This is a genomic window from Bradyrhizobium sp. USDA 4341, from assembly GCF_054063755.1.
In genome coordinates, this window is sequence record NZ_JBSSGO010000002.1 from 5,475,136 (window position 1) to 5,498,248 (window position 23,113).

Genomic DNA, 23,113 nt, shown 5'->3' on the forward strand with positions numbered 1-23,113 from the left:
ATGATCTCTGCTGAAATCGGACGATTGTGCCAACACGCAATTGTGTGAACGCTGCGGCTCGCAATGCGAGGAAACGACATGATCCTGGATCGCCGGACGTTTACGACCCTGGCCGCAGCTTCCGTCACGGCCGCGACGGTGCTGCCCGATCGGTCGCGCGCGGCAGGCCGCCCGCCGTTCCGGGCCGTCGCCTTCGACGGCTTCCCCGTGATTGATCCCCGTCCCGTGTCCGTCCGGCTGGAGGAGATGTTCCCCGGCATGGGCGCGCAGCTGAGCGCCGTGTGGCGAACCCGGCAATTCGAATACACCTGGCTCAGGACGCTCGGCGGGCAATATGCCGACTTCTGGCGGGTCACCGAGGACGCGCTGGTGTTCGCGGCAAAGGCGATGAAGATCTCGCTCTCGCCCGAGCAGCGCGACCGCCTGATGCAGTGCTACCTGGAACTGAAGGCGTGGCCGGACGTCGTGCCGGCGCTCGTGCAGCTTCGCGCCGCCGGCCTGCGCATGGCGTTTCTCTCCAACTTCACCGCACCGATGCTGGACGCGGCGATCAGGAATTCCGGGCTCGAGGGTCTGTTCGAAGATCACCTCAGCACCGACAAGGTCGCTGCCTTCAAGCCGGATGCGCGCGCCTATCAAATGGGTGTCGACGCGTTTGGACTGATGAAGGAGGAGATCGTCTTTGCCGCATTCGCCGGATGGGACGTGGCCGGCGCAAAATGGTTCGGTTATCCGACCTTTTGGGTCAACCGCAGCAACGCGTCAGCTGAGGAACTCGGCGTGACACCCGACGGAGCGGGGCCTGGACTGCACGACCTCGTCGCCTTCGCGACGGCGCGGTGATCAGCCTTCGGCCTTGAATGGCCGCGTCAGCAGGCCTTCGATCGCGTCATCGATCGTCAGCCGGTCGCTCAGGATCGCCGCGACCGCTTTTGACACCGGCATATCGACCTTCTGCGCGGCGGCGAGCTCGCACAGCACCGGCGCGGTGAATGCGCCTTCGGCGAGCTTGCCGACCGGCGCTGCTTCACCGCGGCCGAGTGCGAGGCCGAGCGCGAAATTGCGCGATTGCGCGGTCGAGCAACTGAGCAGGAGATCGCCCAATCCTGACAGGCCGGAGAGGGTTTCGGTGCGCGCCCCGCAGGCACGGCCCAATCTTGCGAGTTCGCTGAAGCCACGTGTGGTCAGCGCGGCGAGCGCGGAAGCGCCGAGATTCCTGCCGACGACGATGCCGGCGGCGATCGCCAGCACGTTCTTGGCCGCGCCGCCGATCTCGACGCCGCGCACGTCGGTGGTGTGATAGGGCCGGAAGGTCGCCGAGCCGAGCGCCTGGACGAGCGCACGTGCCAGCGCCTCATCTCTGGTGGCCAACGTTACGGCCGTCGGCAATCCGCGCGCGACGTCGTCGGCGAAGCTCGGTCCCGACAGGATCGCGGGCACCGCGCTAGGTGCTGCTTCCGCGATCACCTCGGTCATGAATTTGTGCGTGCCGTGCTCGATGCCCTTGGCGCAGGCGATGACCGGTGTATCGGGCGCAAGATGCGGCGCAAGATGACTGACTGCGGCGCGCAAATGCTGCGCCGGAGTGACCGCGAGAATGATGTCCGCGCGCGCGGCAGCGGCGATATCCGATGTCACCGCGATGTCGGGATGAAGCTGGACCCCAGCCAGCCGTGGATTGACCCGCGTCGCCTGGATCTGCGCGGCATGCTCGGCATTGCGCGCATACAGCGTCACCTTGCGTCCGGCGCGTGCCGCGACCTCGGCCAATGCCGTGCCCCAGGCACCGGCACCGATCACGCTGACTGACATATGCGCGGGCATCGGACGGCTCACTTGTTGCTCCCTCTCCCCGCTCTTGCGGGGGGAGGGTTGGGGTGAGGGGCTATATCCGCGAGCGAGCCGAGCGTTGAGACCTGTACCCCCTCGCCCGGATTGCTGCGCAATCCGACCTCTCCCCGCAAGCGGGGCGAGGTGCGACGGTGCCTGACGCGCGCTCCGTCAAACATGTCTCAATATCCGGCGCGGCTGTTGGCGTAGCCGGCCGGCGCCTTGGCGTTGGCGTCGAGCAGCCAGCGTGCCCGCGGCGGCGCTTCCAGCGTGTCGGTCAGCCCGAGCGCCATTCGCTCGGCACCGGCCCAGGCGATCATCGCGCCATTGTCGGTGCAGAGCGCCGGCGGCGGGATGATCAGCGTGGTCTGCGCTTTCGCCGCGACATCCTGCAGCGCGCTGCGGATGGCATGGTTGGCGGCAACGCCGCCGGCCGCGACCAGCGCGCGCGGCGTGCCGAAGCGCTCCTGGAACAATCTCAAGCCGACGGTCAGCCGATCCGCGGTCGATTCCAGCACCGCGGCCTGGAAGCTTGCGCAGAGGTCGCTGATGTCCTGCGGCTCGAGCGGCTCCAGCCGGCTCGCTTCATTGCGCACCGCCGTCTTCAGTCCCGACAGCGAGAAATTTGCATCGGGCCGTCCGAGCATCGGGCGCGGAAACGCAAACCGCGTCGGGTCGCCGCCGGCCGCGGCGCGCTCGACTTGCGGCCCGCCGGGATAGGGCAGCGACAGCATCTTCGCCACCTTGTCGAACGCCTCGCCCATGGCGTCGTCGACCGTGGTGCCGAGCCGCACATATTCGCCGACGCCGACGACGGCGACGATCTGGGTGTGGCCGCCCGAGGCCAGGAACAGGCAATAGGGAAACGCCAGCGCGCAGGTCAGCCGCGGTGTCAGCGCGTGCGCCTCGAGATGGTTCACCGCGATCAGCGGGGTATCGTGCACCATCGCGATCGCCTTCGCGGTGGTGAGGCCGACAATCACGCCGCCGATCAGGCCGGGGCCGGCGGCTGCCGCGACCGCCGACAATTGTCCATAGCCGACACCGGCCTCCTTCATGGCGGAGGCGACGATACCGTCGAGCAGGTCGACATGGGCGCGCGCCGCGATCTCCGGCACCACGCCGCCGAAGCGGGCGTGCTCGTCGATCTGCGAGCGCACGACGTTGGAGAGGATGCTTGCCTGCCCGTCAGCCTGCCGCTCGACCACGGCGGCTGCGGTTTCATCGCAGGTGGTCTCGATTCCCAGCACCAGCATCGGCGGTTCGTGTCCCAATTTCGGCCCTTGTGCTACGAGCATGATCCAGACAGGCCGGAACCGGTTTCCGGCAAGATCATGTTCATCAAAATGTCCCCTCCGGGGTAGCATTGCGAGGTCTTAAAGTGCAATCGGTCGGCAAGGTCCAATTCGCAAGCCGGGAGACCTGATCCGTGACCATCCTTGTCACACGACCGCATCCGGATAACGAAGCGACGCTCGCGACGTTGCGCCAACGCGGCTTTGAGGCCGTCGCGGCACCGGTGCTGCGCTTCGAGGCGTTGCCGTTCCATGACGACGACGCGGATTATGACGCGATCATCCTGACCAGCGCCAACGCGCCGCGCGCAATCGATCTCGCCGGCAGCCGGCTGTTGCGGCTGCCGCTGTTCGCGGTCGGGGTACACACCGCCGATGCTGCGCGCGCCGCGGGCTTCGGCAAGGTGATGGTGGCCAAGGGCGATGCGGCGAGCTTGCGCGATCTCGTGCTCGCGCGGGTCAAGGCCGGCGAACTGGAGGCTTCGGCCACATTGCTCTATCTCGCCGGCGCCGACCTGTCGCGCGATCTGGCGGGCGAGCTCAGCGAAACCGGCCTGAGCGTCGTCACCCACACCACCTACCGGATGGCGCCGGTGGCCGGCTTCCCGACGGAAGTCAGTGACGCCTTCCTGGCCAACCGGATCACCGCGGTGCTGCATTATTCCCGCCGCAGCGCGCAGGCGTTCCTGGACACAATACGAGCCGACGGAATCGAGATTTCGGCGCTCGCGCTGCCGCAATGCTGCATCTCGGCCGCGGTCGCCGCGGTGCTCCATGACGCCGGCGCGACCAAGGTGGTGGTGGCGGCGCGGCCGGACGAAAACGCCCTGCTGGAGGCGCTCGGCCGCACCCTGCGGCCGTGAGCGGAATAATTCTTTCGTCTGACCATGATGTTAGGCAATGCTCCGTTTTTCGGATCGTGCTCTAAGAACCTGAGCCGATTCTGACGGAGCGCTTTCAAGCGAAGTGGGACCGGTTCGCGTTAAGAAAACGCGACCAAACAAAAGGATAGGAGCATGATCCAATTCAATCGGATCGGATCATGCCCTACAATGTGCGGCCAGTAGTTTTGAGGACCCTCGCGATGGCTGAAGAAAGGCCCGACGACCCAGGACCTTCGCCGGATTCCCGGCCCAAGCGCGCGCCGCCGACCATCGATCTTCAGGCGACCGAGATCTCCAGCGAGCCGCCAAGGGCGGAGGGGGGCGAGGAAGGCGCCAAGGATACTGACAAGGATACTGACAAAGCAGCGGAGGCGGCTGCGCCTGAGGCGGAGCCCCATCCGAATCCTGCTCCCCACGCAGAGCCGCAGCCCGAGGCCGCCCCCGCGGCGTCCGTGGCCGAGCCGTCGCGGCCGGTGTCGCCCTGGGTGGTGGCGCCGGTATCGGGGGCGGTTGCGGCAGCGCTGGTGATCGGGGTCGGCTGGCTGCTCGGCTGGCCCGCGGTGCCGCCGGCGTCCGCGCCGCAGCCCAGTGCCGCTACGGTGGACGAACTCGGCACGCGCCTGACCGCGCTTGAAGCAAAAGCGAGCAGGCCGGTCACTGCGGCCGCCGATCCTGCGGCAACCGCGCGGCTGGAGGCGCTCGACAAATCGATCGCCGCGTTGCGCACCGAGCTCGCCGCCACGCGGGCGCAATCCGACAAGCTTGCGGCGGCGGTCAATGATGTGAAGGCCGCGCCGCGCGATGGCGCGGCTGCGCCTGACATCTCCGGCATCACGGCACGCATCGACAAGGTCGAGGGCGCGGTGAAGGCGCAGGGTGCCGCGATCGCGAAGCAGGATAGCAAGATCGCCGACACCAAGGCCGAGGCGAAGGCGGACGACGTGCCGCTGCGCCGCGTGGTGGCGGCATCGCTGCTCGACGTCGCGGTTCGTCACGGCGATCCCTATGCCTCGGCGCTCGAGGCCGCGAAAGCGATCGCCGACAATGCTGACGTGCTGAAGCCGCTCGACGTCTTCGCCACGTCAGGCGTGCCTAGTCCAAACAAGCTGTGCCGCGATCTGATCGAGATCGTGCCGCAGCTCGCACCGCCGCCGCCGGACGCCGCGGCGGCCAGCGCCGGGCTGGTCGATCGTCTGCAGGCTGGCGCTTCCAAGCTGATCCGCATCGAGCGGACCGATGGCACCGGGACCGACCGCGGCAGCATCGTCGCGCGCGTGACATCGGCCGCCGTGCATAATGATCTCGCATTGACCGAGCGCGAATTGAAGTCGTTGCCGCCCGCCGATCGCACCGCGGCGCAAGCCTGGCTCGCCAAGGTGGACGCGCGCCGCGCCGCGCTCGACGCGTCGCGGAAATTTGCCGACAACGCGATGGCGGCGCTCGCCACGGTCAACCAGTAAGTCTTTGCAATAGGTTCTCGATGATCCGGATCATTCTGTTCCTGCTGCTGATCGCGCTCGCTGCAGCGGGTGCGGCCTGGTTGGCCGATCAGCCCGGCGATCTCGTGCTCAATTGGGGCGGTCTGCGCCTGACGTCCAAGCAGCCGATGTACCTGCTCGGCCTCGTCGTCGTCGTCGCGATGGTCGCAGGCGTGATCCTGCGCGGACTGTGGAAGATCCCGGGCCATGTCCGCCGCGGCAGGCGCGAGCGGCGCCACGCGCGCGGCCGTCACGCCATCACGCAAGGCCTGCTCGCGATCGGGCATGGCGATTCGTCGTCGGCGCGCGCGCATGCCGAAGTGGCGCGGCGCCACGCCGGAGGCGATCCGCTGGCGCTGTTGCTGCACGCGCAATCGGCGCAGCTCGACGGCGATCGCGACGGCGCGCAGCGCGCCTTCCGCGCCATGGCGGAGCGCGCGGACACGCGGCTGCTCGGGCTGCGCGGCCTGTTCATCGAGGCACAGCGCGCCGACGATCCGGTTGCGGCCGTGATGATTGCCGAGGAAGCGCTGAAGATGTCGCCGTCCTCGTCATGGGCCTCGCATGCGGTGCTCGGTTTCTGCTGCGCCAAGGGCGATTGGGCCGGCGCGCTGTCGATCATCGACAACAACCAGGCCGCCGGGTTGATCGACAAGGCGACCTATCGGCGGCAACGCGGCGTGCTGCTCGCGGCGCGTGCGCTGGAGTTCGAGACCGTCGATCGCGACCTGTCGCGCTCGAGCGCGATGGAGGCGCTGAAGCTGGCGCCGACGCTGATCCCGGCCGCGGTGCTCGCCGCCAAATTCGAGAGCGAGGCGCATCAGGTGCGCCGCGCGATGCGTATCGTCGAGACCGCGTGGCTGGCGCAGCCGCATCCCGATCTCGCCGATGCCTATTCGCATGTGCGGCTCGGCGATGCCGCGCGCCAGCGCCTGGTGCGGGTCGAGACGCTGGCGGCGAAAACGCCGGGGCATATCGAGGGCGCGCTGGCGATCGCACGCGCCGCGATCGATGCCGCCGAATTCGCCAGGGCGCGTGCGGCGCTGGAGCCGTTCACGGCGGCACCGACGCAGCGCGTCGCGCTGTTGATGGCGGAGATCGAGCGCACCGAGCATGGCGACAGCGGCCGGGCGCGGGCCTGGACCTTGCGCGCAGTGCGCGCGCTGCACGATCCGGTGTGGACCGCGGACGGCTATGTCTCCGACCGCTGGCGTCCGGTGTCGCCGGTCACCGGCCGCCTCGATGCCTTCCAGTGGCAGACGCCGGTGGCGGCGCTGCCGTCCGACAAGGGCCATGCGATCGAGCCCTCGCCGTTCGAGGAGGCGATGCTGGCGCCACGCCGGGTCGAACCGCCCAAGGAACTGGCCAGCGAGCCGCCCCCGCCCAAAGCGGCTGAGCCGGTCGAGGCTAAGGTCGCGGTCAAGCCCGTCGAGCCGGCCGCGCCGACGGCGCAGGATAACGCCCCGCTGCCGGTGGCTATCGAGGCTGAGCTAACCCCCGCCGACCCGCCCGCATCGGAGCCGGCCCCACCGCCGGCCGCCGAATCGGCTCCCCCGGCGCCCGCCCCCCTGTTCCGTTCCCGGACCGACCTGCCGAAGGCGGCGCCCGCGCCCATTCCGGCCGTAATCCCGATCGTCCGGGCCCCCGACGACCCCGGGGTCGACGAGGACGGCGCCGTGGACGAATTTGCGGAACAAATTGGCCCGCCCAAGGCCCAGATCGGCGGTTGGCGCGGATTTCTGTCACGTTTGGGAAGCTAATCGGCGGTTAGATAACCGGTGTGCGGTTCAATGGCTGCGTTTTCCTTGCCAATCGGGGTCATGCCCGATATCAGGTGGCGCGCTGTCAGGCCGTTGCCGAACGGTTCGCCGCAATAGCTCAGTTGGTAGAGCACGTCATTCGTAATGACGGGGTCGGGGGTTCGAGTCCCTCTTGCGGCACCATTTGACTATTCCCCTTCATTCGCTACCCTCCGCTAAAGCGACAGAAGTCGCTGAAATAGACCGGTTTTTCCTTCGCCGACCTCCGCGTTAATCCGACGGCTTCCGCGCCTCCTGTTGGTAGGGCTGCTGGTAGATGCGGAAGGGGCTGTTGGTAGGAGCCGCAGCTGGGGGTACTGATGCCTTTGACCGACATGGCCGTCCGGAGCGCGAAGCCGAAGGACAAGCCGTACAAACTCTCCGACGCCGGCGGCCTCTACCTTGCCGTCGAAACGAACGGCTCGCGCTTGTGGCGCGTCGCGTACAGGTTCGACCGTAAGCAAAAGCTGCTGTCCCTCGGGGCCTATCCCGCGGTGACGCTCGCCGACGCCCGGGCCGGCCGGGATCAGGTCAAGGCGCTACTCGCGAAAGGCGTCGACCCGTCAGCCCAGCGGAAGCTTGATCGCGGCGCGGCGCGCGACGCGCGCGCCTGCACCTTCCGCGTCGTCGGGGACGAACTGGTTTCCAAATTTGAGGCGGAAGGCCTCCACGAACTGACATTGGACAAGAAGCGCTGGATGCTTCGCGTCCTCAATGGCCATATCGGCGACCGGCCCATCGCCGACGTCCGGGCCGGCGAATTGCTGGAGGCGTTGCGCCGGTTCGAGCGCCGGGGTCATCACGAAAGCGCCCGTCGTGCGCGGGCGCTGGCGGCGGCAGTCTTTCGCTTTGCGATCGCAACCGGCCGCGCCGAACGCAACCCCGCCGCCGATCTGATGGGCGCGCTGATCACGCCGACAGTCACGCATCGACCGGCGATTACAGAACCGAAAGCCGTCGGCGCGCTTCTGCGCGCGATCGACGGCATGGACGGGCAGATCGCGATCCGCGCCGCGCTTCAGTTGCTCGCCTTGACCTTCGTTCGTCCCGGCGAACTGCGGCATGCTGAATGGAAGGAATTCGATATCGACGGCGCCGTCTGGGTCATTCCGGCGGAAAAAATGAAGATGGACCGGCAGCACAAGGTCCCGTTGGCGAAACAGTCACTCGCACTGATCCGCGACCTGCGAGAGATTACCGGGTCGTCGCCCTACCTCTTTCCGCAAGTTCGATCGTGGCGTCGGCCGATTTCAGACGGAACGCTCAACGCCAGTTTGCGCCGGCTGGGTTATGACAAGTCGCAAATGGTCTCTCACGGCTTCCGCGGCCTCGCGTCGACGCTGCTCAACGAGAGCCGCCGTTGGCATCCGGACGTCATCGAACGGCAGCTTGCCCACGAGGAAAAGGACGACGTTCGCGCGGCCTACAACAGCGCACAGCATTGGGACGAACGGGTCCGGATGATGCGATGGTGGGCTGACCATCTGGACGCCCTGCGCAAGTCAGGCAACGTCGTGTCGATCGGCAAGGCCCGGGGGTCCCGCGCGGCTTCCTAGTCAACCCCGTCCCCCTCCTCCATCGATGGATCGATGCCGCCCCGCGCGTTCGCGCGGGCGATCGTAGGCGTCTGTCCGGGCGAGCGCCCGGCTGCCGTGCAGTGCAGGTCGTCCGAGAACGCCGCCCCGACCGCTCCGGCAAATCAGTTGCTCGCGTTTGCTTGCGTAAATTTGCCCGGGGTGAAAGGGACAAAAAGGGGGGACAAGCCGGGACAAAACGTCTGTCCCCCTCGGTGCACGCAAAAAAAATTCCGAAACGGAAAACCGCGAAGGATCAGCCCTAACCCGGCACATATCCGCGTCAGTGCGCGCCAGTTCACGTTTGTCCCCTTGTGTCCCTGACGGTCCATTTTGCAGTGTTCGCACAACGTCGAACGAAAAGGAGAGGGGTTGCGATGCCCGGCGATATGACCTTCACGGACTTTATCAAAATCTACGGCCTGCCGCCCAACGTGTCCGTAAAGCGCTTTTGCGAAATTGCCGGCATCGGTCACACGCGCTTTTACGAAATTGCGAAAGAAGGAGCGATCCGGCTTCGCAAGAATGGGCGCTCCACAACCGTTCCGGTCGAAGACCTTTATCGGATGCTTCGGGGCGAACAGGCAGCGGCCTAACCGTTCCCATGCAGCGCGGTTAGCACGCCCGCGCAGCACTGGCGCCAGCCGGCGGATGTACCCGGCGGCGCATCGGCGGCGCGCTGGACCTTCGTTCCTTTCCCCAGCGCGCCGCCATCAATCCCGACAGCTGAGGTCGACCAATGAAGCGCCCTGCGCAGCTCTTCGCTTTTCCGCCGGCCAGACACCGGAAAATCGTGGCTTACGTCGTCGACCAGATGGCCAAGCGGCGGACCGTCGACGCAGCCGAAGAATTCCTGACTGACCATCTGTGGATGGAAAGCACCCGGTTGGAAGACCTCGGCATTTCCGACGGCGAGATCGAACGCTTCTGTCGCGACTTCGCGATCGCCGCTTGGACCGCCTTCTTTGACAAGCGCAAAGCGAAGGGGGTCGCGTGACCGACAAATCCGCAGTTCGCAGCGTCGTCCATGACGTCCGGCGCGACGTGGCGCCCGTCGACCGCGAGGTCGACGATCGGCGCGTCGCCGGGCCGACGGCGAAGGTCATGCTTCTGCCCGGCCGTTTCCGCGGCGCCGATTATGTCAGGCGCCACGTGTCCTACGTCGTCGCAATGGACGCCGAATGCGGCGAACAACACGTCCAGCGCAATCTGGATGCGATCCGGCGTCGCCTGGACGAAATCGGCGTCGACAAGCGCGACGCCAATCGGGAAATCCAAACGATCGAAGCGGCAGTTCGCCGCGAAATCTGGCGACAGGTTTTGACGCCCTAAAAGGAGAAATCGACATGCACCCCGCAGGGGGCGCGGCCTTCCGGCTAGAAGGTCCGCCCGGAAACGGAAGTGCCGCCCCGACGGCAAATCGGGACGGCACAGACCACCGAATAATCAAGAAGCAGCCGGACAGCGCTTCCACTCTCGACAGATACGAACCAGCGTCTGCATCGTCAACCGGGAAGAAGCCCGGTCCAACAAAAAAGCGACAGCAGCAGACCGCCGAAAGCAGGTTCGCCGGCGAGACGCCGAAGCAGATCGCGCTGCATCGGGAAATCGATCATCACTACGCGGGACGCTTCGCGTGGGATGACCGTGACGACCCGGGTCGACCGAGGCCGAAGGCGAAGCAGAACGTTCGCATGCGCGATTTGGAGAACTTTTTCGAACATCGCTATCGCGGCAGACAACTGTCCGACGATGATAGCGGCCGCGAAGACCTGCTGATCGCTGCGCATCACTGTCACCACTTCGGCGATCCGGATCGGAAAATCCGCGCGTGGGCGTGCCAATGGGCGCCTTGGCTATCCGAGGACGAACTGACGGACCTGATCGAAAGGGTCTGCAAACGGCCTCTGAAGTGGAGGGCCGACACGCTTGGCAAGAAGCTCCGCCTGACCCACGAAGAACGCGCCAGACTTGGGATCACGACGATCGGCGCCTTCGACGACAGCACGCGCAAACGCGCGATGCGGCGCGAGAAGCGCAAGGCAGACCGTCGGCGGGCGCGCCGGCATGCCGCCGGCGCCACTCCGCAAGCCGCCTCAACGGAACGCGCAGAGCCGTGGAAAGCCGCCGGGATCAGCCGCAGGACATGGTACCGGCGACGAAAAGCAGCGACGTCGGCGCCGGTTAGCACAGTGCCGACGCCCACGTATTCGGTCACCGTCGACCTGTCATTTGACGGATCGGTGGCACTGAATGGCACTGCTTTGGCACCCACCAGATATTCTTCGAATTGCTGGGGTCCACCGGCGAAGGTTCAGGTCTCACGGTCCGCGCCAGTCGATGGTTTTGGCACAGGTGCAGATCGTGATCGGATCGTGCTTGACGGCCGGGTAGCGCTAAGCGCGCCCCCGGCCGCAACGAAGGCTGTCATCGACCTTCCGGCTTCAAAGAAGACCGTCCTCAATACGAAAGAAGGGAACCGTCTTTGTTTTTACGGAGAGGCGACGGGTAATCGCCCGGGATCAATTTGTCGCGGGGGGCGAACATGATCGACGGCGTCGAACTCTTCAGGCTGCGTCAGCGCCGCTCAACCAACGGCGACTGCTATTTCACGGGAAGACTGGGCAATGCGCTGATCGTCGTGATCCGGGACACGATCGAGCGCGATGTGTGGCGGGTCATCGCCGGCGACCCGCTACAGACCCGGCAAGACCGTCCATCGGCGGCGCGCGCCATAGCGCCGCCGGTAGATGACGACGGCGACACCGACGAAGGTGACCGCGACGAAGGCGACTACAGCGACGAAGGTGCATTCGATGAATTGCCGGCCGATCTCGGATAGCCGCCGCAAGCTGGTAGGAAGCGCGCTGATGCGCGCTCCCGTCGACCGTACACAGACGCCGGCGAGAGACAGCCAGCGCACGACGCGGGGGCTGCGCGGCAGGGCGGCCCCTCCAAAAGAAAACGTTAGGGACCGTATGACGGGCGGCCGGGTGGTGCGGCACGAAGCGCCCCGATCATTGAGGATATTCCCGGTTTTCCGTTTCACGGTTTCCTTAACAGGAAGATCGAAGCAATGCCCATGAATAGCCGCTTCCGGCTTCCGAGTGGCGTAATTGAAGTTGCACCGCGCCTTGGCTTGCGCGCGGCGATCCCGCGCGCATTGCGCCGGCATGGCCCGATGACGTCGATCGAATTGGCAAACTGGGCGTATTGGGAGCGCACGCCGCGAAATCACTGGATGGGCGCGCGATGGTGGGCAAATCAAAGCCAGCACTCCGCGACGCGCCGGGCGATCGCCCGGTTGAAGCGCGATGGTGCTGTGACGATTGCAGGCCGGCGTGGCCGGCGCCTCCTTTATGCGATTGATCGCCGGGAGACTGCCCGGTGATGGACACGTTTGAAGTCGCCGCGATGCTGACCGCTATGCGGACGATAGTGGATCAGCTGGAAGATGCGGCGCCTGGCCCGGCTCGTCGGATGCAACTGAAGGACGCCGCCTTTGTGGCTGGGATCAGCGAAGCGCAGATGCGCCGGCGCTGCGAGCAAAACCGCTATGGGAAGCCCGGCGGCTACGGCTACAGGATCGGCGGCCGGTGGCAGGTTGTCATCGCGCCGTTCGTGAACAGTTTGCCCGTGAGTGCGCTGCTACGTGTCAAGGAAGCAATCACGCGCGGATGCGCGATTTAGCAGGCAAAACGCGCGCCGACGCGCGTTCCGACGATTGTCCGCCGACGCCGACGCCGCGATGATCGGCGGCATCCGCAACCAATAGCCGGGGCGCCGAAATGGCTTCGAACTGGAAAAAGCTAGTCGACACCAACGGGCGCGCGCAGTTCGTGAACATCGATCACGTCGCGTACGTGACTGAGGACGTCGGCTGTTCGTGGGTCCACTTCTCCGGTCGCGGCGGTCCGAACTCCATCGGCGCGATCGCTGTTACGGCAAAGCCGTCCGAAATCTTGGACGGCGAAGCCGTGTCCTGACCCCCGGTCGACCATCGAAAACGAGGAATTCGAATGAAAAATTCAGCAGCCGCCGACGTCATCAAGGCCGAACGCGAACGGATCGCGGCGATCAGCGCGCTTCCGGATGCTTTGGGCCGCGAAGGTCTGGCGATGCACATCGCGACCAAGACCGACATGACCGTCGATCAGGCCAAGACCGCGCTTGCCGCGGCGCCGGACGGTATCACCGACATCCAAGCGAGTGGCCTTTGGGATACGGTCTTGGCAAATCGCGGGACGAGCAACGCCGCGACTTCGAACCATGCGCCGGCAGCTACCGGGTGGGACGCCGCTTTGAAGTCCCGCGGCATGCAGATCGGCGGGGGCAAGTGATGCGCAACCCATTCAGGAAGCCGTCCGAAGCCGACAAGCGCGCCGAGGCGGCGCGCGTCACCCTAAAGGCTGCCCGCGCGGAGCTTGCCGCGATCGACGCCGGCAAGGCGGCCGTGCAAAATGACAGCGTCGCGTTCGCTAAGTGGAGCGCCCAGCGCAACGCCGCGGCGGTAGAAGTCGAGCGCCTGACCGGGCTGATCGAGACAATCGAGACAGACGCGGACATTGCGCGCAAGAGCGAAGCCGACGCCGCGGCGCGGCGGCGTATCGTGGAAGCTCGGAAGGACGCTGACGAACTTGCCGACCGTGTCCGCAAAGATGGACCGCGGATCGCGGGGGAACTTTTGACGCTTTTGCGGGATTGCGCAAACCAGTCGCTGGCTGCGAACGCGCTGAATGCGGACCTGCCCGAAGGCGAACCGCCGATCCCGGCGGCGGATATCCTCGCGCGCGATTTCGGCACTCTAGACCGTGAAGACCTTAGTTCGCGAACCGTCGAGTTGTGGGTTTCCGAAACCACAGGCGTCCCCGTCGGCGATCAGGACGCCGTCCAGTCCAGCGACGGGGTTGTCGGTCAATTCCATGTGCCGAACGCGGCTTTTCGCTGGCGTTGTGTGAAGCGGAGCTTTGTGGAGACCGAATTCCATCCACGCACGTTGCTTGACTGGCCCGGCGATCTGTTCAGGCTTGTTCGCCTGCCTCGCTTCGACGACGTTGGCGTCCTGATTGACGGTTCCTCCATGACCATTGAAGCCATGGCAGCCATGGACGTCGCCGCTGCGATCAAGCCGACGAAGCGGCCGGCGCGCCCCGTTCAGATTGAACAGCGTCCGGTCGATCCGACCTGGCCGCCTTCGCCGGCGGCCGCGCCGACCGAAGCCGATAGGCCGGCGTAATTGGTTTCGGCGCGCGTCCCCTGCCTTGCATCGGCCATGGGACGGACGCCGGTAGGCGGCCGCGGGTGCGTCGTTCCACCCGCGGCCCATTTTTCATTTTGAGGGGGTAAGCTGATGGCCAAGATCATCGAAGCAAAAGCCGTCATCACCGCGGAAGACAAGACCGGGAAGGTCTTCGACAGCATCGCGAAGAAGATGGACGGCCTCGCCAAGTCGGGCAAAACGGCGAAGGCCGTCGATCAGGTCGCGAAGGCGCTGGAACGCGCTAAGACGCAGATGGCATCGATCGAGAAGTTCGACGTATCGCGGGGCAGCTTCGCAGCTGCCCGTCAGCGATACCGGGACGCGCAGGTCGCCGTCGAAGCTGCGGCGAAGGCAATAAAGGGCGCCGCGGCTCCCACGCGCGAAATGGAAGTGAGCATGCGCCGCGCGCAGGCGCAGGTTAAGGCGACCGCAAGGGCGTTTGACGTTCAGAAGGAAGCCGTCCTAGCCAATAAGCGCGCGCTGCAAGGTATGGGCGTCGATATCGCGAATGCGGCCGCGCACCATACCCGGCTGCGGAAAGCGGTCGAGCAGACCGGCGCAACGCTCGAAAAGCACGAACGCGCGCAAACTCGCCGGCAGAACCGGCAGGTCGCCGTTTCCGGTGCGGCCGCGGCTGTCGGCGCTTGGGCTGGCCATGGAGTATTCGCGGCCGCGCGCGCTGTCGCCCACACCTACCGGGAGTTTGACAAGGAACGCCGCTTCGCGAAGGCCGTCATGGGCATTTCGGACGAAGAACAGGCGCCGCTTGTGAAGCAAGCAATTCACATGGGCGCGACGACGAAGTTCAACGACATTCAGGTTCTGGAAGCGCAGCGCGAACTTGCGGCCCGCGGCGTGAAGCGCGATCAAATTATGGGAATGATGGGGCCGGCCGCGTCGCTTGGATCGGCGCTCGACCTAAAGCTTCCCGACGCCGTGAAGCAGATGGAAGGCGCGATCTTCGGCTTCAAAAAGTCGATGGGGACGCTGGAAGAAGCGCAGAAGTCCGCGCAGCAAACGGCTGACTATCAGGTTAAGGCGGCGAAGATTTCCGGCATGACGCCGGAAGACATTCAGCAGCTTTACAAGTTCGGCGCGACGCCGGCGCGGATGGGCAAGATCAGCGAAGCGTCGCTTCTCGGCTTCGGCGGCATCTTGAAGAAGGCGAACATTGGCGGCGACGAAGCCGGGGTCGCGTTCCGCGCGCTCATGTCGACGGCGCAGGCGCCGACCGCCGGCGCGAAGACGGCGCTCCTCGCGAACGGGCTGAACTACAAGAATTATCAGCGCGTCCCGTCCAGCCTTGCGGTCGATCCGTTCGCCGAAGACGTCGCCGCGCGGTATGGAGTGAAGCTGAACGGCAAGACGCGCGCCGGGCTTGGTAAAATCTTCGGCGACAAGGACCTGATTGCCGACCCGGCGAAGTTTAACCCGGCCGTGACGGCGCTTCTGCGCGGCGAGTTGCAGGGCAACGACGCGAAGTCGCTGAAGTCGATCGCCGGCGCCGCGGGGCGCTATCGGGACAAGTCGGTCAACGAAGTCGACACGAACGCTTTCATCAAAGACCTGATCCCGAAGCTGGCGAACAATCTGCCGCTTGCGAATGCGCTGTTCGGGTCGAAGCAGGGCGGCCGCATCGCGACCGCGCTGGGCGACGGCGACACGCTGAAGCACATCATCAGCGATATTGAAGGCGGGTCGGAAGGCTACGCCGGCAAGATCGCGGCGGAACGGATGGCCGGGTTCGACGGCGCCGTTTCGCGTTTCGAGGGCGCGGTGAAAAACCTCGAAACGGCCATCGGTCGGTCGTTCGACAAGGATGGTAAGGGCGGTCTTCTGACCGACGTCACTGACTGGCTTGGGAAGCGCATCCAAGATGGCGCGGAACTGCCCCCGGGCGTTCTTGCCGGCGGGGCGATCGCGGCGGGTACAGCTGGTGTCGCCGCGTCTGCGATCGGCGCCTACCAATTTCTCAAAATCCTCACCACCGGCGGCGGTCTAGTGACGTCAGCGGCTGCGCTTGACGCTTCTGCGGCCGCCCTGACGTCGGCGGCAGCTGCGCTTAGCGGCGGCAAGGCCGTTGATGTTGCCGCCGACGCTGCCAAGAGCACGGCGAAGACCGCCGCGGGCGCCAGCATCGGAGCGACGATCTGGGGTCTTGGGGCCCGAGCGTTGCCCTTTATGCCCGGGGTCATGCTCGGCGCCGGCATCGCCGGCGGCCTCTACGCGATGCATCAGTCGGTTGAGGATGCCGGCTATGAGGGGCTGACGAGCGGCGAGCGACTTCGCCGGCAGCGCGGCGGGTCGATGCGCAATCTCTACCGCCGCGCGTGGGATTACCCGATAGTGCCCGACGTGCCCGAAGTATCGCCAACCATGACGTACGGAACGGGCGTCGGCGGCGGCGCCGGCGGACAGGTCAGCGTCGGCGTTCAGGGCGAAGTTCACGGCGAAGTCGAAAACAAACTGACGGTCGAAGCGGGATCGTCGCTTCTGGACGTCGTGAAGCAAGCGCAGCAAGCGATCAAGATCGCCGGCAATCTGAACGGCAACGGACCCGGGTCGCTTGGTCATTCGTCTCCGGACGCGGCCGCGCCGCCGCCGTCGACCGGGAAGCCGCTGGGACCGCAGTTTTGAGGAACGACAATGGCGCGTGACTGTCCGCAAGCTGACCGGGCTGACGATCCGGCGATCGCTGAGGCGGCCAGCATCATCGCGGCCACGCTGAGGCAATACCCATCTCTCTTGCCCGTTGTGGAAGCCGCCTGCACAGCGGTTGCGGCGATCCTGAAAAACCCAAAGCTTGGCGATGACGTCGCTATCGCCTTGATCAGCACCCGCCGCGCAACTTTGATCCCGATCGGCGAGTGCATTGCGAAGATCGCTGCCGAAATTCAGGTGCTCAACGGTGAACATGAACGCGGTCGAGCGAACTGAACGGATCAAAGCGCTCGTAAAGCTCGCGGTTGCCATTCTTCGGCGCAACGACGTCGGCGGCTATCTCAATCTTCCCGAGGGTGGGCGCGTTCGCTCCTATGAACTTCGTTTCAACGAGATGGCCCTGTCGTTGCGCCGTCGTGTCGACGGCGACGCGCAGGAAGCAACGTTGATCGTGAAATTTGATGGCGACAAGGTTTTGGGTGCGTCGTGGACGGTCGATGGCTTTACGAAGCGATCGTTTAAGCCGGGCGGATGGGAGGAGGTTCTGCGTCGTTACAGCCGGCTGCCTGTGCTGCGTGGCATTCAGCGCGCGCGAGTGGATGATCGGCCGCGTTGAGGGGCAGGGTCAGCGCTTACCCCCTGTTCCTTCGGATAGCGCTTCCACTGCACGTAATCGTAGTTGCCGGACCACCGATAAGCGATGCCGTCGCATTGCTCGCATCTGAAGTACTTAGTCGCCGGCCGCAGTATCTGGACCGCTTCATAAACGGCCTTACAGCCCTCACAAACGAACATGACGCTGACGCTGCTTTCTGCGCCGAGCATCCTCTTGCAGCTGGTGTCTGTCATCGGGGTCGCCCTATTGGGCGGGGCCACGGTCTCTACCGGAGAACGGCAGCCCCTGACCGGGCGGTACGCATGAACAAAGCCAATCCGCACGGCTGCACGATGATCGGACTTAGACGGAGGGGCAGCAACGCAATTCAGTTCTTAACCTTGCTGCTTGAGGTTAACGGGGGCGAGCTGATCCAGCCGCAATTTCCTCTCGCACAAGCGGACGCCGTAGATATCGAGGCGTAGGCGGAGCGGCGCCCGGCGACGAATACGACGCGCCGGGTTCTTGACTGGCGATTAACCAATCTCATCCATCCTGCACGACCAGCCAGACCGGAGACGTGGAAGTGTCCTTCCAACTGACCGTCTTGAAAGTGCTGGCCGGCCAGTCCGCCGGACGGGCCTCCGTTGCCGACCTACGGCACGCCGTTGCGATCTTGATGAACAGTGGCAAAGACTGGACCGATCGCATGAAGCGGTTGGCAGAACATGCGCCCGATCTGAACATCTTTTCGGCGAAGCTCGTGCATCGCGATAGTGCGGGCTGGGAAATCACGGAGGAGGGGCGGCTATTCCTGGCCGCGCTTGAAACAGCGGTCGCCGTTCGAAGGTCGCCGCTTCGGTCAGTGGACGATCCGCCAACGACTGAGCCCGCCGCGCAGGGGGCGACGGACGCGGCGAGATTGTCTGATCCTCCCCGAACCCATCGCCAAAGGACGCGGCGGCGTCGCGGAAAGCGCAGATCAAATCGACGAACGGCGTGAAGCCGCGTCGAAGCTCCGGCTGCTTTTGGCACTCGCAGCGCCACAGATCGTTAGTAGAAACGCAATCTTTCTCGCGCAGCATCCATCAGATTTGCGTTAGTTATTGATGAGCCCGTAAATGATTGGCTTTCACGACAGACGAAAGTCTGTCCGCAATCCATCGTTGGACAACGCGTTGATCAGGGTTGGTGACCTGTCACTGTCCTGTATCGTTGGCAACATCACAGAGAATGGCGCGGCGCTGAAAGCAGATGATCCGCCGTCACACCTTCCTGACCAATTCACGCTGATCGTTCCGCCCAGCAAGACTTACTCGTGCAACGTCGTTTGGCGAAAGGGCGCATGGGTTGGCGTCGCGTTCGTTATCGAGTGACGCGAGCATTGACTATCAAGACATGGTGAACTGCGGAGAAGCCCGATAACGATGTAATCTAAGTCACACATAGCCCGGCCGCTTTAGTGGCAGTATCCCGCATTGATTTCGGCGGGACGCGATGGACGACGAATTTTGCAAAGAGAGAGCACGTACCCTGCGGGCCATTGCGGAACAAGCTGAACCGTTCATCAGGAAGCGGCTCTTGCGATTGGCCGCGAACTACGAACGACGTGTCGATGAACCGGAGAGCATCAATCGAGATGATCTTACTGACCTGCCGGCGCTGAAATCGCCGGTCAGGCCATCGTGAAATCTTTGTCGATCAATCGCGTGACACAACCGCAATGCCAGTCTTGAGCGCGCGCTCGAAAACCGACTTCAGGCTTTTATCAGCAAAGATCGCTTCGCCGGGCCGGAAGTCGCTGACTGCACGCCATTCGAAGCCGGCGTTCGGCTCGGGCAGCTTCGCAGGATCTAGCGCGTACGCAATTCGTCCGGGACCTTCGCCGTAAGCGCCTTGTTCAATAAATTTCTGAAGCCGGTTCATCAATCCCCCAATCACAGTGGCCGGCAGGTTGCCATGCGGGGAAGAGGACGGCAACGCAGGGCACCGCGGTAGCGCCGATGTTGCTGGCCTATCGCTTGTCCGCACCTCAAGTCCGCCGGCGACTGTCACTTTTCCCATGCCCCGGCCATGATCCCAACTTCTCAGCGCTCCGATCATGTGCCGCCCCCAACTTCGCCGGCGAATGCGGCGCGGAAACCTGTTCAGCTCCCATTACCCGGTATTCCCGGTCAAAGAACGCTTTGACGGCTGGCGTATACCGGCCGCCCATCAGCGCGTCGTTTCTTGGAAAGCCGCGCTCCTCCAACAGTTGGACGACTTGCTTCCAATGCCGCAGCTGACCCGGCCCTAAGACAGCCATCGCCAAATCTTCCTCGCCGGCGAAAAGCGGCAGTTCGTGTAAGGGGCGCAAACGCTTCGTCATGAGCCGATCCGACCGACGATCATGTCGCCGATCGTGCGCCGCGGCGGCTCTGCGCGGTTCGGGTCCAACTGATCAAGCCAAGCGTCCAGCCGAGCGCGAAGGTACCGATTACCGCGCGCGGACTGTGTGAACTCGATTGGCTTGACCGGGCAGATTGCTTTGAACGTGGCGGTCGACAGCCCGCAATATGCGGCCGCCTGATCTTGCCGCAGGGCCGCGGGCCAGTAGGGCGCCTGTCCCTGCCGGCCAAGCATGGAGGCGATAGCCGACACGCCGCGCGCAATGTCCTGTAGCAGCTGGATCATCAGCTGATCCCCGCGGCGCGCTCGATTGCTTCGCACTTCAGGGCCGCCCAGACGCGCCACCATCGCGCCGGGAAATGCTCCCCGACTTCCGGCCCGTAGCGGCGCCAGCGCTTCCGCAGGCGACCCCAGACGCGCCTACGGGCCTTCGGGATCGTGGGCCAACGCTTCCCGCACCGGCGCAGGGCGCCCAGCGTGAGCTTGCTGTGCGCTCCAGCGCGCTCGGCGCGGTTGGCGTTCGTCATCGTTGGGCGAAGGCGATGATTTCCTTCAGGAAGCGCACAAGGTCCCTTGGTCGGTAGTAGAACAGATCAGCTGGATCATCGCCCCGTGCAAGCAGCAACTGAGCCTTCGTTGCAATATCGGAGGCGGACGCGAACGGAGTGGCGAAAACAGCATCGGCGATCGTCTCCGCAGCGTCATATGCGGCGTCGCAGGCAACTTCAGCCGCTTTGATATCGTTGTTGGTGGCCCGCTCCGCTAGAGCGTAGACGCGGCGCTTTTCCGCGTCGGCGGTTTGATAGCCCTTGAAGAGTTGAGGTATGGTGATTGCAGCTTGCTGCATGATCTATCCTATCGTGTTGCAGGTCAGGACCGCCGGCAGGTGCAAACTGTCGGCGGTCCGCTCTCGCCTAGCAGAGAACCAGACCGGGTCGGTAGCGGGAAGATTGGGCATTAAGCGGGGGACGACGCGGGAATTCTCCCGGTCATCGTTACCTCGATAGAAGCCACGGCGGCGGCGGAGGGGGTGCTCCTTCCGTCCAGTGACGCGGTTCTTCGCGTCGCGGGCGTAACGGCGTAACATGGACAGGCGGCGGCTTCGGTCGCCACCTGTCCAGTGCACTGAAAGTAAACTCAACAATGGTGATCGAGAAGCGTACGCTGCCTGACCGAACGCTTTGTCTCACATTCGATGAGGCCCAGCAGGCTACCTCAGCTGATTTCGCGACCCCATAGCTTAATTTTGAGACTGCGATGGATGGCCGGAAAAACGTCGGCCCTTTGGATATCACCATGACCGGAAATGACTTATCGGGGTCTCCCGAATTCGAGCGCAACGTCAAAGAACAATACGAAACCTTGGGGCGCTTCGTCGAAGCGTTCGAATTGATGGTTCACGAGGTCCGTGAACTCATCATTACGGTTTGTAGCGACTGCGGTCGCTTTCCCAATGATACGCAATTCGAAACGATCGTCCATCATCAAGCCCTGACGGCAAAGCCGTTGATGGACATCCTTAGGGCCGTTGTCGCTGACGTTCTACAAACCGTGACGCACTGCCGCTCATCGAACATGCCGCTAGACAATGATCATCCCCTTTGGACGCACACGATCTCGGAAGCCGAAGGGGAGAGGCTTCTAGACGTGCTGGGCTTTGTTGCAAGCAAGTACGAGAAGCTGGTGAACCGTAGAAACGACCTCTTGCACGGAACGTGGTTCGTTGGATACGGAGAGAGTGACAATCCCGAAGGCGCGGAGTTTTACATCCGACGATTTCGAACCACGGCGAAGGGGCTCACGCCGGCCTCTGGCCTACCAAAGACCGCTAGCGAGCTGCGTGATTTTACGAAGAGGTGCACAGCCGTCCGCGACTGGATTTCCAAAATTGATGCCATCGTGCACAGAACTGAGAAGGTCGGTGATGCCTTCGAATTTACTGAAAAGATGTGGTGGCTGATTGCAACGTCGGGGGCCAAAGTTACGCTGTTGTAAGATTGCTTCGCTTCCTCGCATCGCATCTAACGAAGTGTTGCGGCTCCTTCAACCTTCTGAAATTCGTACGCGTGAACCTTGCCGTCACTCTCCGCCTGCATTATCACCCAAAGTTGCTGATCAGGGTCAATAAGCTGAATTTGGTGGTGGTTGAGCAGGACGGTGACCTTCTTGATCCAAGCTTCGAGTTCGGACAGCTTTGGCAAACTGCGTCCCTTCATGAACTGCTCAAGATTGCCGCGGTGCAAGAAGTTGCCGCACTCCCCGTAGAGGCGCTGTAGGTCTTTCTTCGTCAGGTGAGGATCGTGAACGGGGGCGACCTCAATGACTTTTCCAGCATCATTGCGCACCTGACGGCCCGGGACCGGATAGAACCCGGGATGCAAGCCTTCGAGAGCTTTCATGATTTGGTCAGCGTTGTAGGCCTTCGTTAGTCGCTTTGCCTTGGTTTCTGGCACATCCCCGTGGGCAGTCAGACAGGCGAGAGCAATCAGCTCGCAAATCATCCTTAATTGTAAATAGGCGAGTTCAACGCTGACAATCATCGGCACAACGATATCGCCTCGTATGATTGCGTACACAACGTCGGCGCGCCGTTTGATCTCCTCCATTAGATCGCAGTAAAGCCCGAAGAAGCGGCGAGCGCGTACCGTTCTTTGTGGAGACGTTTCCTGCGTCATGCTGACATCCGATCTTCCTTATCCGGCCCACGAATAACGATCATCAACGCGTCGTCTGGCAGCGGCCGCTGCAACGCCTTCGCCTCATCCCACGGCGCGCGCATCCAAACGTCGCGTTCTTCGTCGGTCGTGAGGATGACCGGCATAGCCTTGGGATGGATCGGCGTGACGACGGCGTTCGGCGCCGTCGTCAAGAAGCCGTAGACGCTATGTGGCCCCGGGATCGGCTTGGACTTTGTCCCGCGGTCGCCCTTGAAGACGGTCCAGATGCCGGCGAACGCCGTTAGCGGCCGGTCGTCGTTTAACGCGAACCAAACGACGTCCTTCTTCTTCGTCGCCGGGTTCGGCTCGGGAGCGTATTCGGCGAAGCTGTTAAACGGCACAAGGCAGCGGTTTTCCGGCTTCAGCCAGCCGCGCCAATGCGGAGACGTCGTGTTGCGGATGTTCGTCACCGGCGGTCCGCCTGTCCGCGGCGGTGCCGGCATGCCCCAGCGCATTAGCGCGAGTTCGGTCCCGGCGTCGGTGTTGCGAACGACGGGGGCGGGATAGTCTGGGAAGACGCCGGGCATGGGGGCGAGGTTGCCGACGTAGCGATTGACTACGCGGAAGAGGGCGGCGATCGCGGCTTGGTTGGTGGTGATGCTGTAGAGATTGCACATGGCCAGGTTTCGGTC

31 protein-coding genes and 1 tRNA gene are annotated in these 23,113 nt (G+C 64.1%); 23 read left to right on the top strand and 9 right to left on the bottom strand.

Features of this window, described 5'->3' with window-relative positions; translation table 11 throughout:
- The first annotated feature begins 78 nt into the window (after nucleotides 1-78).
- Nucleotides 79-843, top strand: coding sequence for a haloacid dehalogenase type II (locus tag ACVIGB_RS31995; protein WP_456719681.1), 765 nt, complete (start codon nucleotides 79-81; stop codon nucleotides 841-843).
- On the opposite strand, the gene ACVIGB_RS32000 is transcribed toward ACVIGB_RS31995, so the two are convergent.
- Entirely contained in the window at nucleotides 844-1,824 is a 981-nt protein-coding gene (locus ACVIGB_RS32000; protein ID WP_456725031.1) for an NAD(P)H-dependent glycerol-3-phosphate dehydrogenase, read from the bottom strand.
- 188 nt (nucleotides 1,825-2,012) lie between these two features.
- Complete coding sequence (gene tsaD, locus ACVIGB_RS32005; protein ID WP_456719680.1) at nucleotides 2,013-3,086, bottom strand: tRNA (adenosine(37)-N6)-threonylcarbamoyltransferase complex transferase subunit TsaD; 1,074 nt, start codon at nucleotides 3,084-3,086, stop codon at nucleotides 2,013-2,015.
- A 173-nt stretch (nucleotides 3,087-3,259) separates the two neighbouring features.
- On the opposite strand from tsaD, the gene ACVIGB_RS32010 reads away from it, so the two are divergent.
- From ACVIGB_RS32010 to ACVIGB_RS32020, 3 genes are all read left to right on the top strand, one after another.
- Entirely contained in the window at nucleotides 3,260-3,988 is a 729-nt protein-coding gene (locus ACVIGB_RS32010) for a uroporphyrinogen-III synthase (RefSeq protein ID WP_456719679.1), read from the top strand.
- A 221-nt stretch (nucleotides 3,989-4,209) separates the two neighbouring features.
- Nucleotides 4,210-5,469, top strand: a complete 1,260-nt coding sequence (locus tag ACVIGB_RS32015) for a COG4223 family protein (RefSeq protein ID WP_456719678.1) — start codon at nucleotides 4,210-4,212, stop codon at nucleotides 5,467-5,469.
- Nucleotides 5,470-5,489: 20 nt separating this feature from the next.
- Nucleotides 5,490-7,247 (top strand): heme biosynthesis HemY N-terminal domain-containing protein, encoded by a 1,758-nt coding sequence (locus tag ACVIGB_RS32020; protein ID WP_456719677.1) that lies wholly within the window; start codon nucleotides 5,490-5,492, stop codon nucleotides 7,245-7,247.
- Here ACVIGB_RS32020 and ACVIGB_RS32025 read toward each other — a convergent pair.
- On the bottom strand, nucleotides 7,244-7,381 hold the full coding sequence (locus tag ACVIGB_RS32025) for a hypothetical protein (protein WP_171947940.1): 138 nt from the start codon (nucleotides 7,379-7,381) through the stop codon (nucleotides 7,244-7,246). The genes ACVIGB_RS32020 and ACVIGB_RS32025 overlap by 4 nt on opposite strands.
- Between ACVIGB_RS32025 and ACVIGB_RS32030 the strand changes: the two genes are divergently transcribed.
- The 18 genes from ACVIGB_RS32030 to ACVIGB_RS32115 all read left to right on the top strand — a co-directional run bounded on the left by ACVIGB_RS32030 (nucleotide 7,355) and on the right by ACVIGB_RS32115 (nucleotide 19,065).
- Nucleotides 7,355-7,430 (top strand) — tRNA-Thr (locus tag ACVIGB_RS32030). The two genes, ACVIGB_RS32025 and ACVIGB_RS32030, sit on opposite strands and share 27 nt — an antisense overlap.
- A 176-nt stretch (nucleotides 7,431-7,606) precedes the next feature.
- On the top strand, nucleotides 7,607-8,842 hold the full coding sequence (locus ACVIGB_RS32035) for a tyrosine-type recombinase/integrase (protein ID WP_456719676.1): 1,236 nt from the start codon (nucleotides 7,607-7,609) through the stop codon (nucleotides 8,840-8,842).
- 395 nt (nucleotides 8,843-9,237) lie between these two features.
- Complete coding sequence (locus ACVIGB_RS32040; protein WP_456719675.1) at nucleotides 9,238-9,456, top strand: hypothetical protein; 219 nt, start codon at nucleotides 9,238-9,240, stop codon at nucleotides 9,454-9,456.
- Nucleotides 9,457-9,599: 143 nt separating this feature from the next.
- Nucleotides 9,600-9,857 (top strand): DUF6074 family protein, encoded by a 258-nt coding sequence (locus tag ACVIGB_RS32045; protein ID WP_456719674.1) that lies wholly within the window; start codon nucleotides 9,600-9,602, stop codon nucleotides 9,855-9,857.
- 47 nt (nucleotides 9,858-9,904) lie between these two features.
- Nucleotides 9,905-10,192 carry a DUF6074 family protein gene (locus ACVIGB_RS32050; protein ID WP_456719673.1) on the top strand — a complete coding sequence of 96 codons (288 nt, stop codon included), beginning with the start codon at nucleotides 9,905-9,907 and terminating at the stop codon, nucleotides 10,190-10,192.
- Between the two features lie 14 nt (nucleotides 10,193-10,206).
- Nucleotides 10,207-11,409 (top strand): hypothetical protein, encoded by a 1,203-nt coding sequence (locus ACVIGB_RS32055; protein ID WP_456719672.1) that lies wholly within the window; start codon nucleotides 10,207-10,209, stop codon nucleotides 11,407-11,409.
- Nucleotides 11,406-11,702: a hypothetical protein gene (locus tag ACVIGB_RS32060; RefSeq protein WP_456719671.1), complete on the top strand. Its 297-nt coding sequence runs from the start codon at nucleotides 11,406-11,408 to the stop codon at nucleotides 11,700-11,702. The genes ACVIGB_RS32055 and ACVIGB_RS32060 overlap by 4 nt, the downstream gene beginning before the upstream one ends.
- A 548-nt stretch (nucleotides 11,703-12,250) precedes the next feature.
- Nucleotides 12,251-12,550 (top strand): hypothetical protein, encoded by a 300-nt coding sequence (locus ACVIGB_RS32065; RefSeq protein WP_456719670.1) that lies wholly within the window; start codon nucleotides 12,251-12,253, stop codon nucleotides 12,548-12,550.
- 98 nt (nucleotides 12,551-12,648) lie between these two features.
- The gene (locus tag ACVIGB_RS32070; RefSeq protein WP_456719669.1) at nucleotides 12,649-12,846 is read left to right on the top strand and encodes a hypothetical protein; all 198 of its coding nucleotides are present in this window, start codon (nucleotides 12,649-12,651) and stop codon (nucleotides 12,844-12,846) included.
- Between the two features lie 33 nt (nucleotides 12,847-12,879).
- Nucleotides 12,880-13,200: a hypothetical protein gene (locus ACVIGB_RS32075; protein ID WP_456719668.1), complete on the top strand. Its 321-nt coding sequence runs from the start codon at nucleotides 12,880-12,882 to the stop codon at nucleotides 13,198-13,200.
- Nucleotides 13,149-14,096: a hypothetical protein gene (locus tag ACVIGB_RS32080; RefSeq protein WP_456719667.1), complete on the top strand. Its 948-nt coding sequence runs from the start codon at nucleotides 13,149-13,151 to the stop codon at nucleotides 14,094-14,096. Before ACVIGB_RS32075 ends, ACVIGB_RS32080 begins: the two co-directional genes overlap by 52 nt.
- Nucleotides 14,097-14,210: 114 nt before the next feature.
- Nucleotides 14,211-16,757: a phage tail tape measure protein gene (locus ACVIGB_RS32085; protein ID WP_456719666.1), complete on the top strand. Its 2,547-nt coding sequence runs from the start codon at nucleotides 14,211-14,213 to the stop codon at nucleotides 16,755-16,757.
- 9 nt (nucleotides 16,758-16,766) lie between these two features.
- A complete protein-coding gene (locus ACVIGB_RS32090) occupies nucleotides 16,767-17,057 on the top strand; it encodes a hypothetical protein (RefSeq protein ID WP_456719665.1) in 291 nt (96 codons plus the stop codon).
- Nucleotides 17,029-17,397, top strand: coding sequence for a hypothetical protein (locus ACVIGB_RS32095; RefSeq protein ID WP_456719664.1), 369 nt, complete (start codon nucleotides 17,029-17,031; stop codon nucleotides 17,395-17,397). The genes ACVIGB_RS32090 and ACVIGB_RS32095 overlap by 29 nt, the downstream gene beginning before the upstream one ends.
- Nucleotides 17,398-17,699: 302 nt before the next feature.
- Nucleotides 17,700-17,861: a hypothetical protein gene (locus tag ACVIGB_RS32100; RefSeq protein ID WP_456719663.1), complete on the top strand. Its 162-nt coding sequence runs from the start codon at nucleotides 17,700-17,702 to the stop codon at nucleotides 17,859-17,861.
- Between the two features lie 101 nt (nucleotides 17,862-17,962).
- A complete protein-coding gene (locus tag ACVIGB_RS32105) occupies nucleotides 17,963-18,379 on the top strand; it encodes a hypothetical protein (protein WP_456719662.1) in 417 nt (138 codons plus the stop codon).
- Between the two features lie 118 nt (nucleotides 18,380-18,497).
- A complete protein-coding gene (locus ACVIGB_RS32110; RefSeq protein WP_456719661.1) occupies nucleotides 18,498-18,752 on the top strand; it encodes a PilZ domain-containing protein in 255 nt (84 codons plus the stop codon).
- A gap of 121 nt (nucleotides 18,753-18,873) precedes the next feature.
- The gene (locus ACVIGB_RS32115; protein ID WP_456719660.1) at nucleotides 18,874-19,065 is read left to right on the top strand and encodes a hypothetical protein; all 192 of its coding nucleotides are present in this window, start codon (nucleotides 18,874-18,876) and stop codon (nucleotides 19,063-19,065) included.
- 12 nt (nucleotides 19,066-19,077) lie between these two features.
- On the opposite strand, the gene ACVIGB_RS32120 is transcribed toward ACVIGB_RS32115, so the two are convergent.
- The 4 genes from ACVIGB_RS32120 to ACVIGB_RS32135 all read right to left on the bottom strand — a co-directional run bounded on the left by ACVIGB_RS32120 (nucleotide 19,078) and on the right by ACVIGB_RS32135 (nucleotide 20,611).
- Entirely contained in the window at nucleotides 19,078-19,302 is a 225-nt protein-coding gene (locus tag ACVIGB_RS32120; protein ID WP_456719659.1) for a hypothetical protein, read from the bottom strand.
- A 106-nt stretch (nucleotides 19,303-19,408) separates the two neighbouring features.
- Nucleotides 19,409-19,744, bottom strand: a complete 336-nt coding sequence (locus ACVIGB_RS32125) for a hypothetical protein (protein WP_456719658.1) — start codon at nucleotides 19,742-19,744, stop codon at nucleotides 19,409-19,411.
- Entirely contained in the window at nucleotides 19,741-20,049 is a 309-nt protein-coding gene (locus tag ACVIGB_RS32130; RefSeq protein WP_456719657.1) for a hypothetical protein, read from the bottom strand. The genes ACVIGB_RS32125 and ACVIGB_RS32130 overlap by 4 nt, the downstream gene beginning before the upstream one ends.
- A gap of 238 nt (nucleotides 20,050-20,287) precedes the next feature.
- A complete protein-coding gene (locus tag ACVIGB_RS32135; protein ID WP_456719656.1) occupies nucleotides 20,288-20,611 on the bottom strand; it encodes a hypothetical protein in 324 nt (107 codons plus the stop codon).
- A gap of 410 nt (nucleotides 20,612-21,021) precedes the next feature.
- On the opposite strand from ACVIGB_RS32135, the gene ACVIGB_RS32140 reads away from it, so the two are divergent.
- The gene (locus tag ACVIGB_RS32140) at nucleotides 21,022-21,759 is read left to right on the top strand and encodes a hypothetical protein (protein ID WP_456719655.1); all 738 of its coding nucleotides are present in this window, start codon (nucleotides 21,022-21,024) and stop codon (nucleotides 21,757-21,759) included.
- Nucleotides 21,760-21,785: 26 nt separating this feature from the next.
- Here the strand turns inward: ACVIGB_RS32140 and ACVIGB_RS32145 are convergent, their stop codons facing one another.
- Both ACVIGB_RS32145 and ACVIGB_RS32150 read right to left on the bottom strand, forming a co-directional pair.
- The gene (locus ACVIGB_RS32145; RefSeq protein WP_456719654.1) at nucleotides 21,786-22,439 is read right to left on the bottom strand and encodes a hypothetical protein; all 654 of its coding nucleotides are present in this window, start codon (nucleotides 22,437-22,439) and stop codon (nucleotides 21,786-21,788) included.
- The gene (locus ACVIGB_RS32150; RefSeq protein WP_456719653.1) at nucleotides 22,436-23,098 is read right to left on the bottom strand and encodes an SOS response-associated peptidase; all 663 of its coding nucleotides are present in this window, start codon (nucleotides 23,096-23,098) and stop codon (nucleotides 22,436-22,438) included. The genes ACVIGB_RS32145 and ACVIGB_RS32150 overlap by 4 nt, the downstream gene beginning before the upstream one ends.
- Nucleotides 23,099-23,113 lie beyond the last annotated feature (15 nt).

Excerpts from the sequence above, each read along its gene's own strand:
- ACVIGB_RS32035 (WP_456719676.1), top strand. The coding sequence starts at position 7,607 with ATGCCTTTGACCGACATGGCCGTCCGGAGCGCGAAGCCGAAGGACAAG.
- ACVIGB_RS32075 (WP_456719668.1), top strand. The coding sequence starts at position 12,880 with ATGAAAAATTCAGCAGCCGCCGACGTCATCAAGGCCGAACGCGAACGG.
- ACVIGB_RS31995 (WP_456719681.1), top strand. The coding sequence starts at position 79 with ATGATCCTGGATCGCCGGACGTTTACGACCCTGGCCGCAGCTTCCGTC.
- ACVIGB_RS32130 (WP_456719657.1), bottom strand. The coding sequence starts at position 20,049 with ATGATCCAGCTGCTACAGGACATTGCGCGCGGCGTGTCGGCTATCGCC.
- ACVIGB_RS32125 (WP_456719658.1), bottom strand. The coding sequence starts at position 19,744 with ATGACGAAGCGTTTGCGCCCCTTACACGAACTGCCGCTTTTCGCCGGC.
- ACVIGB_RS32110 (WP_456719661.1), top strand. The coding sequence starts at position 18,498 with ATGATTGGCTTTCACGACAGACGAAAGTCTGTCCGCAATCCATCGTTG.
- ACVIGB_RS32020 (WP_456719677.1), top strand. The coding sequence starts at position 5,490 with ATGATCCGGATCATTCTGTTCCTGCTGCTGATCGCGCTCGCTGCAGCG.
- ACVIGB_RS32040 (WP_456719675.1), top strand. The coding sequence starts at position 9,238 with ATGCCCGGCGATATGACCTTCACGGACTTTATCAAAATCTACGGCCTG.
- ACVIGB_RS32100 (WP_456719663.1), top strand. The coding sequence starts at position 17,700 with ATGAACAAAGCCAATCCGCACGGCTGCACGATGATCGGACTTAGACGG.
- ACVIGB_RS32090 (WP_456719665.1), top strand. The coding sequence starts at position 16,767 with ATGGCGCGTGACTGTCCGCAAGCTGACCGGGCTGACGATCCGGCGATC.
- ACVIGB_RS32060 (WP_456719671.1), top strand. The coding sequence starts at position 11,406 with ATGATCGACGGCGTCGAACTCTTCAGGCTGCGTCAGCGCCGCTCAACC.
- ACVIGB_RS32045 (WP_456719674.1), top strand. The coding sequence starts at position 9,600 with ATGAAGCGCCCTGCGCAGCTCTTCGCTTTTCCGCCGGCCAGACACCGG.
- ACVIGB_RS32015 (WP_456719678.1), top strand. The coding sequence starts at position 4,210 with ATGGCTGAAGAAAGGCCCGACGACCCAGGACCTTCGCCGGATTCCCGG.
- ACVIGB_RS32000 (WP_456725031.1), bottom strand. The coding sequence starts at position 1,824 with ATGCCCGCGCATATGTCAGTCAGCGTGATCGGTGCCGGTGCCTGGGGC.
- ACVIGB_RS32085 (WP_456719666.1), top strand. The coding sequence starts at position 14,211 with ATGGCCAAGATCATCGAAGCAAAAGCCGTCATCACCGCGGAAGACAAG.
- ACVIGB_RS32120 (WP_456719659.1), bottom strand. The coding sequence starts at position 19,302 with ATGAACCGGCTTCAGAAATTTATTGAACAAGGCGCTTACGGCGAAGGT.
- ACVIGB_RS32065 (WP_456719670.1), top strand. The coding sequence starts at position 12,251 with ATGGACACGTTTGAAGTCGCCGCGATGCTGACCGCTATGCGGACGATA.
- ACVIGB_RS32070 (WP_456719669.1), top strand. The coding sequence starts at position 12,649 with ATGGCTTCGAACTGGAAAAAGCTAGTCGACACCAACGGGCGCGCGCAG.
- ACVIGB_RS32135 (WP_456719656.1), bottom strand. The coding sequence starts at position 20,611 with ATGCAGCAAGCTGCAATCACCATACCTCAACTCTTCAAGGGCTATCAA.
- tsaD (WP_456719680.1), bottom strand. The coding sequence starts at position 3,086 with ATGCTGGTGCTGGGAATCGAGACCACCTGCGATGAAACCGCAGCCGCC.
- ACVIGB_RS32115 (WP_456719660.1), top strand. The coding sequence starts at position 18,874 with ATGGACGACGAATTTTGCAAAGAGAGAGCACGTACCCTGCGGGCCATT.
- ACVIGB_RS32055 (WP_456719672.1), top strand. The coding sequence starts at position 10,207 with ATGCACCCCGCAGGGGGCGCGGCCTTCCGGCTAGAAGGTCCGCCCGGA.
- ACVIGB_RS32140 (WP_456719655.1), top strand. The coding sequence starts at position 21,022 with ATGGATGGCCGGAAAAACGTCGGCCCTTTGGATATCACCATGACCGGA.
- ACVIGB_RS32150 (WP_456719653.1), bottom strand. The coding sequence starts at position 23,098 with ATGTGCAATCTCTACAGCATCACCACCAACCAAGCCGCGATCGCCGCC.
- ACVIGB_RS32145 (WP_456719654.1), bottom strand. The coding sequence starts at position 22,439 with ATGACGCAGGAAACGTCTCCACAAAGAACGGTACGCGCTCGCCGCTTC.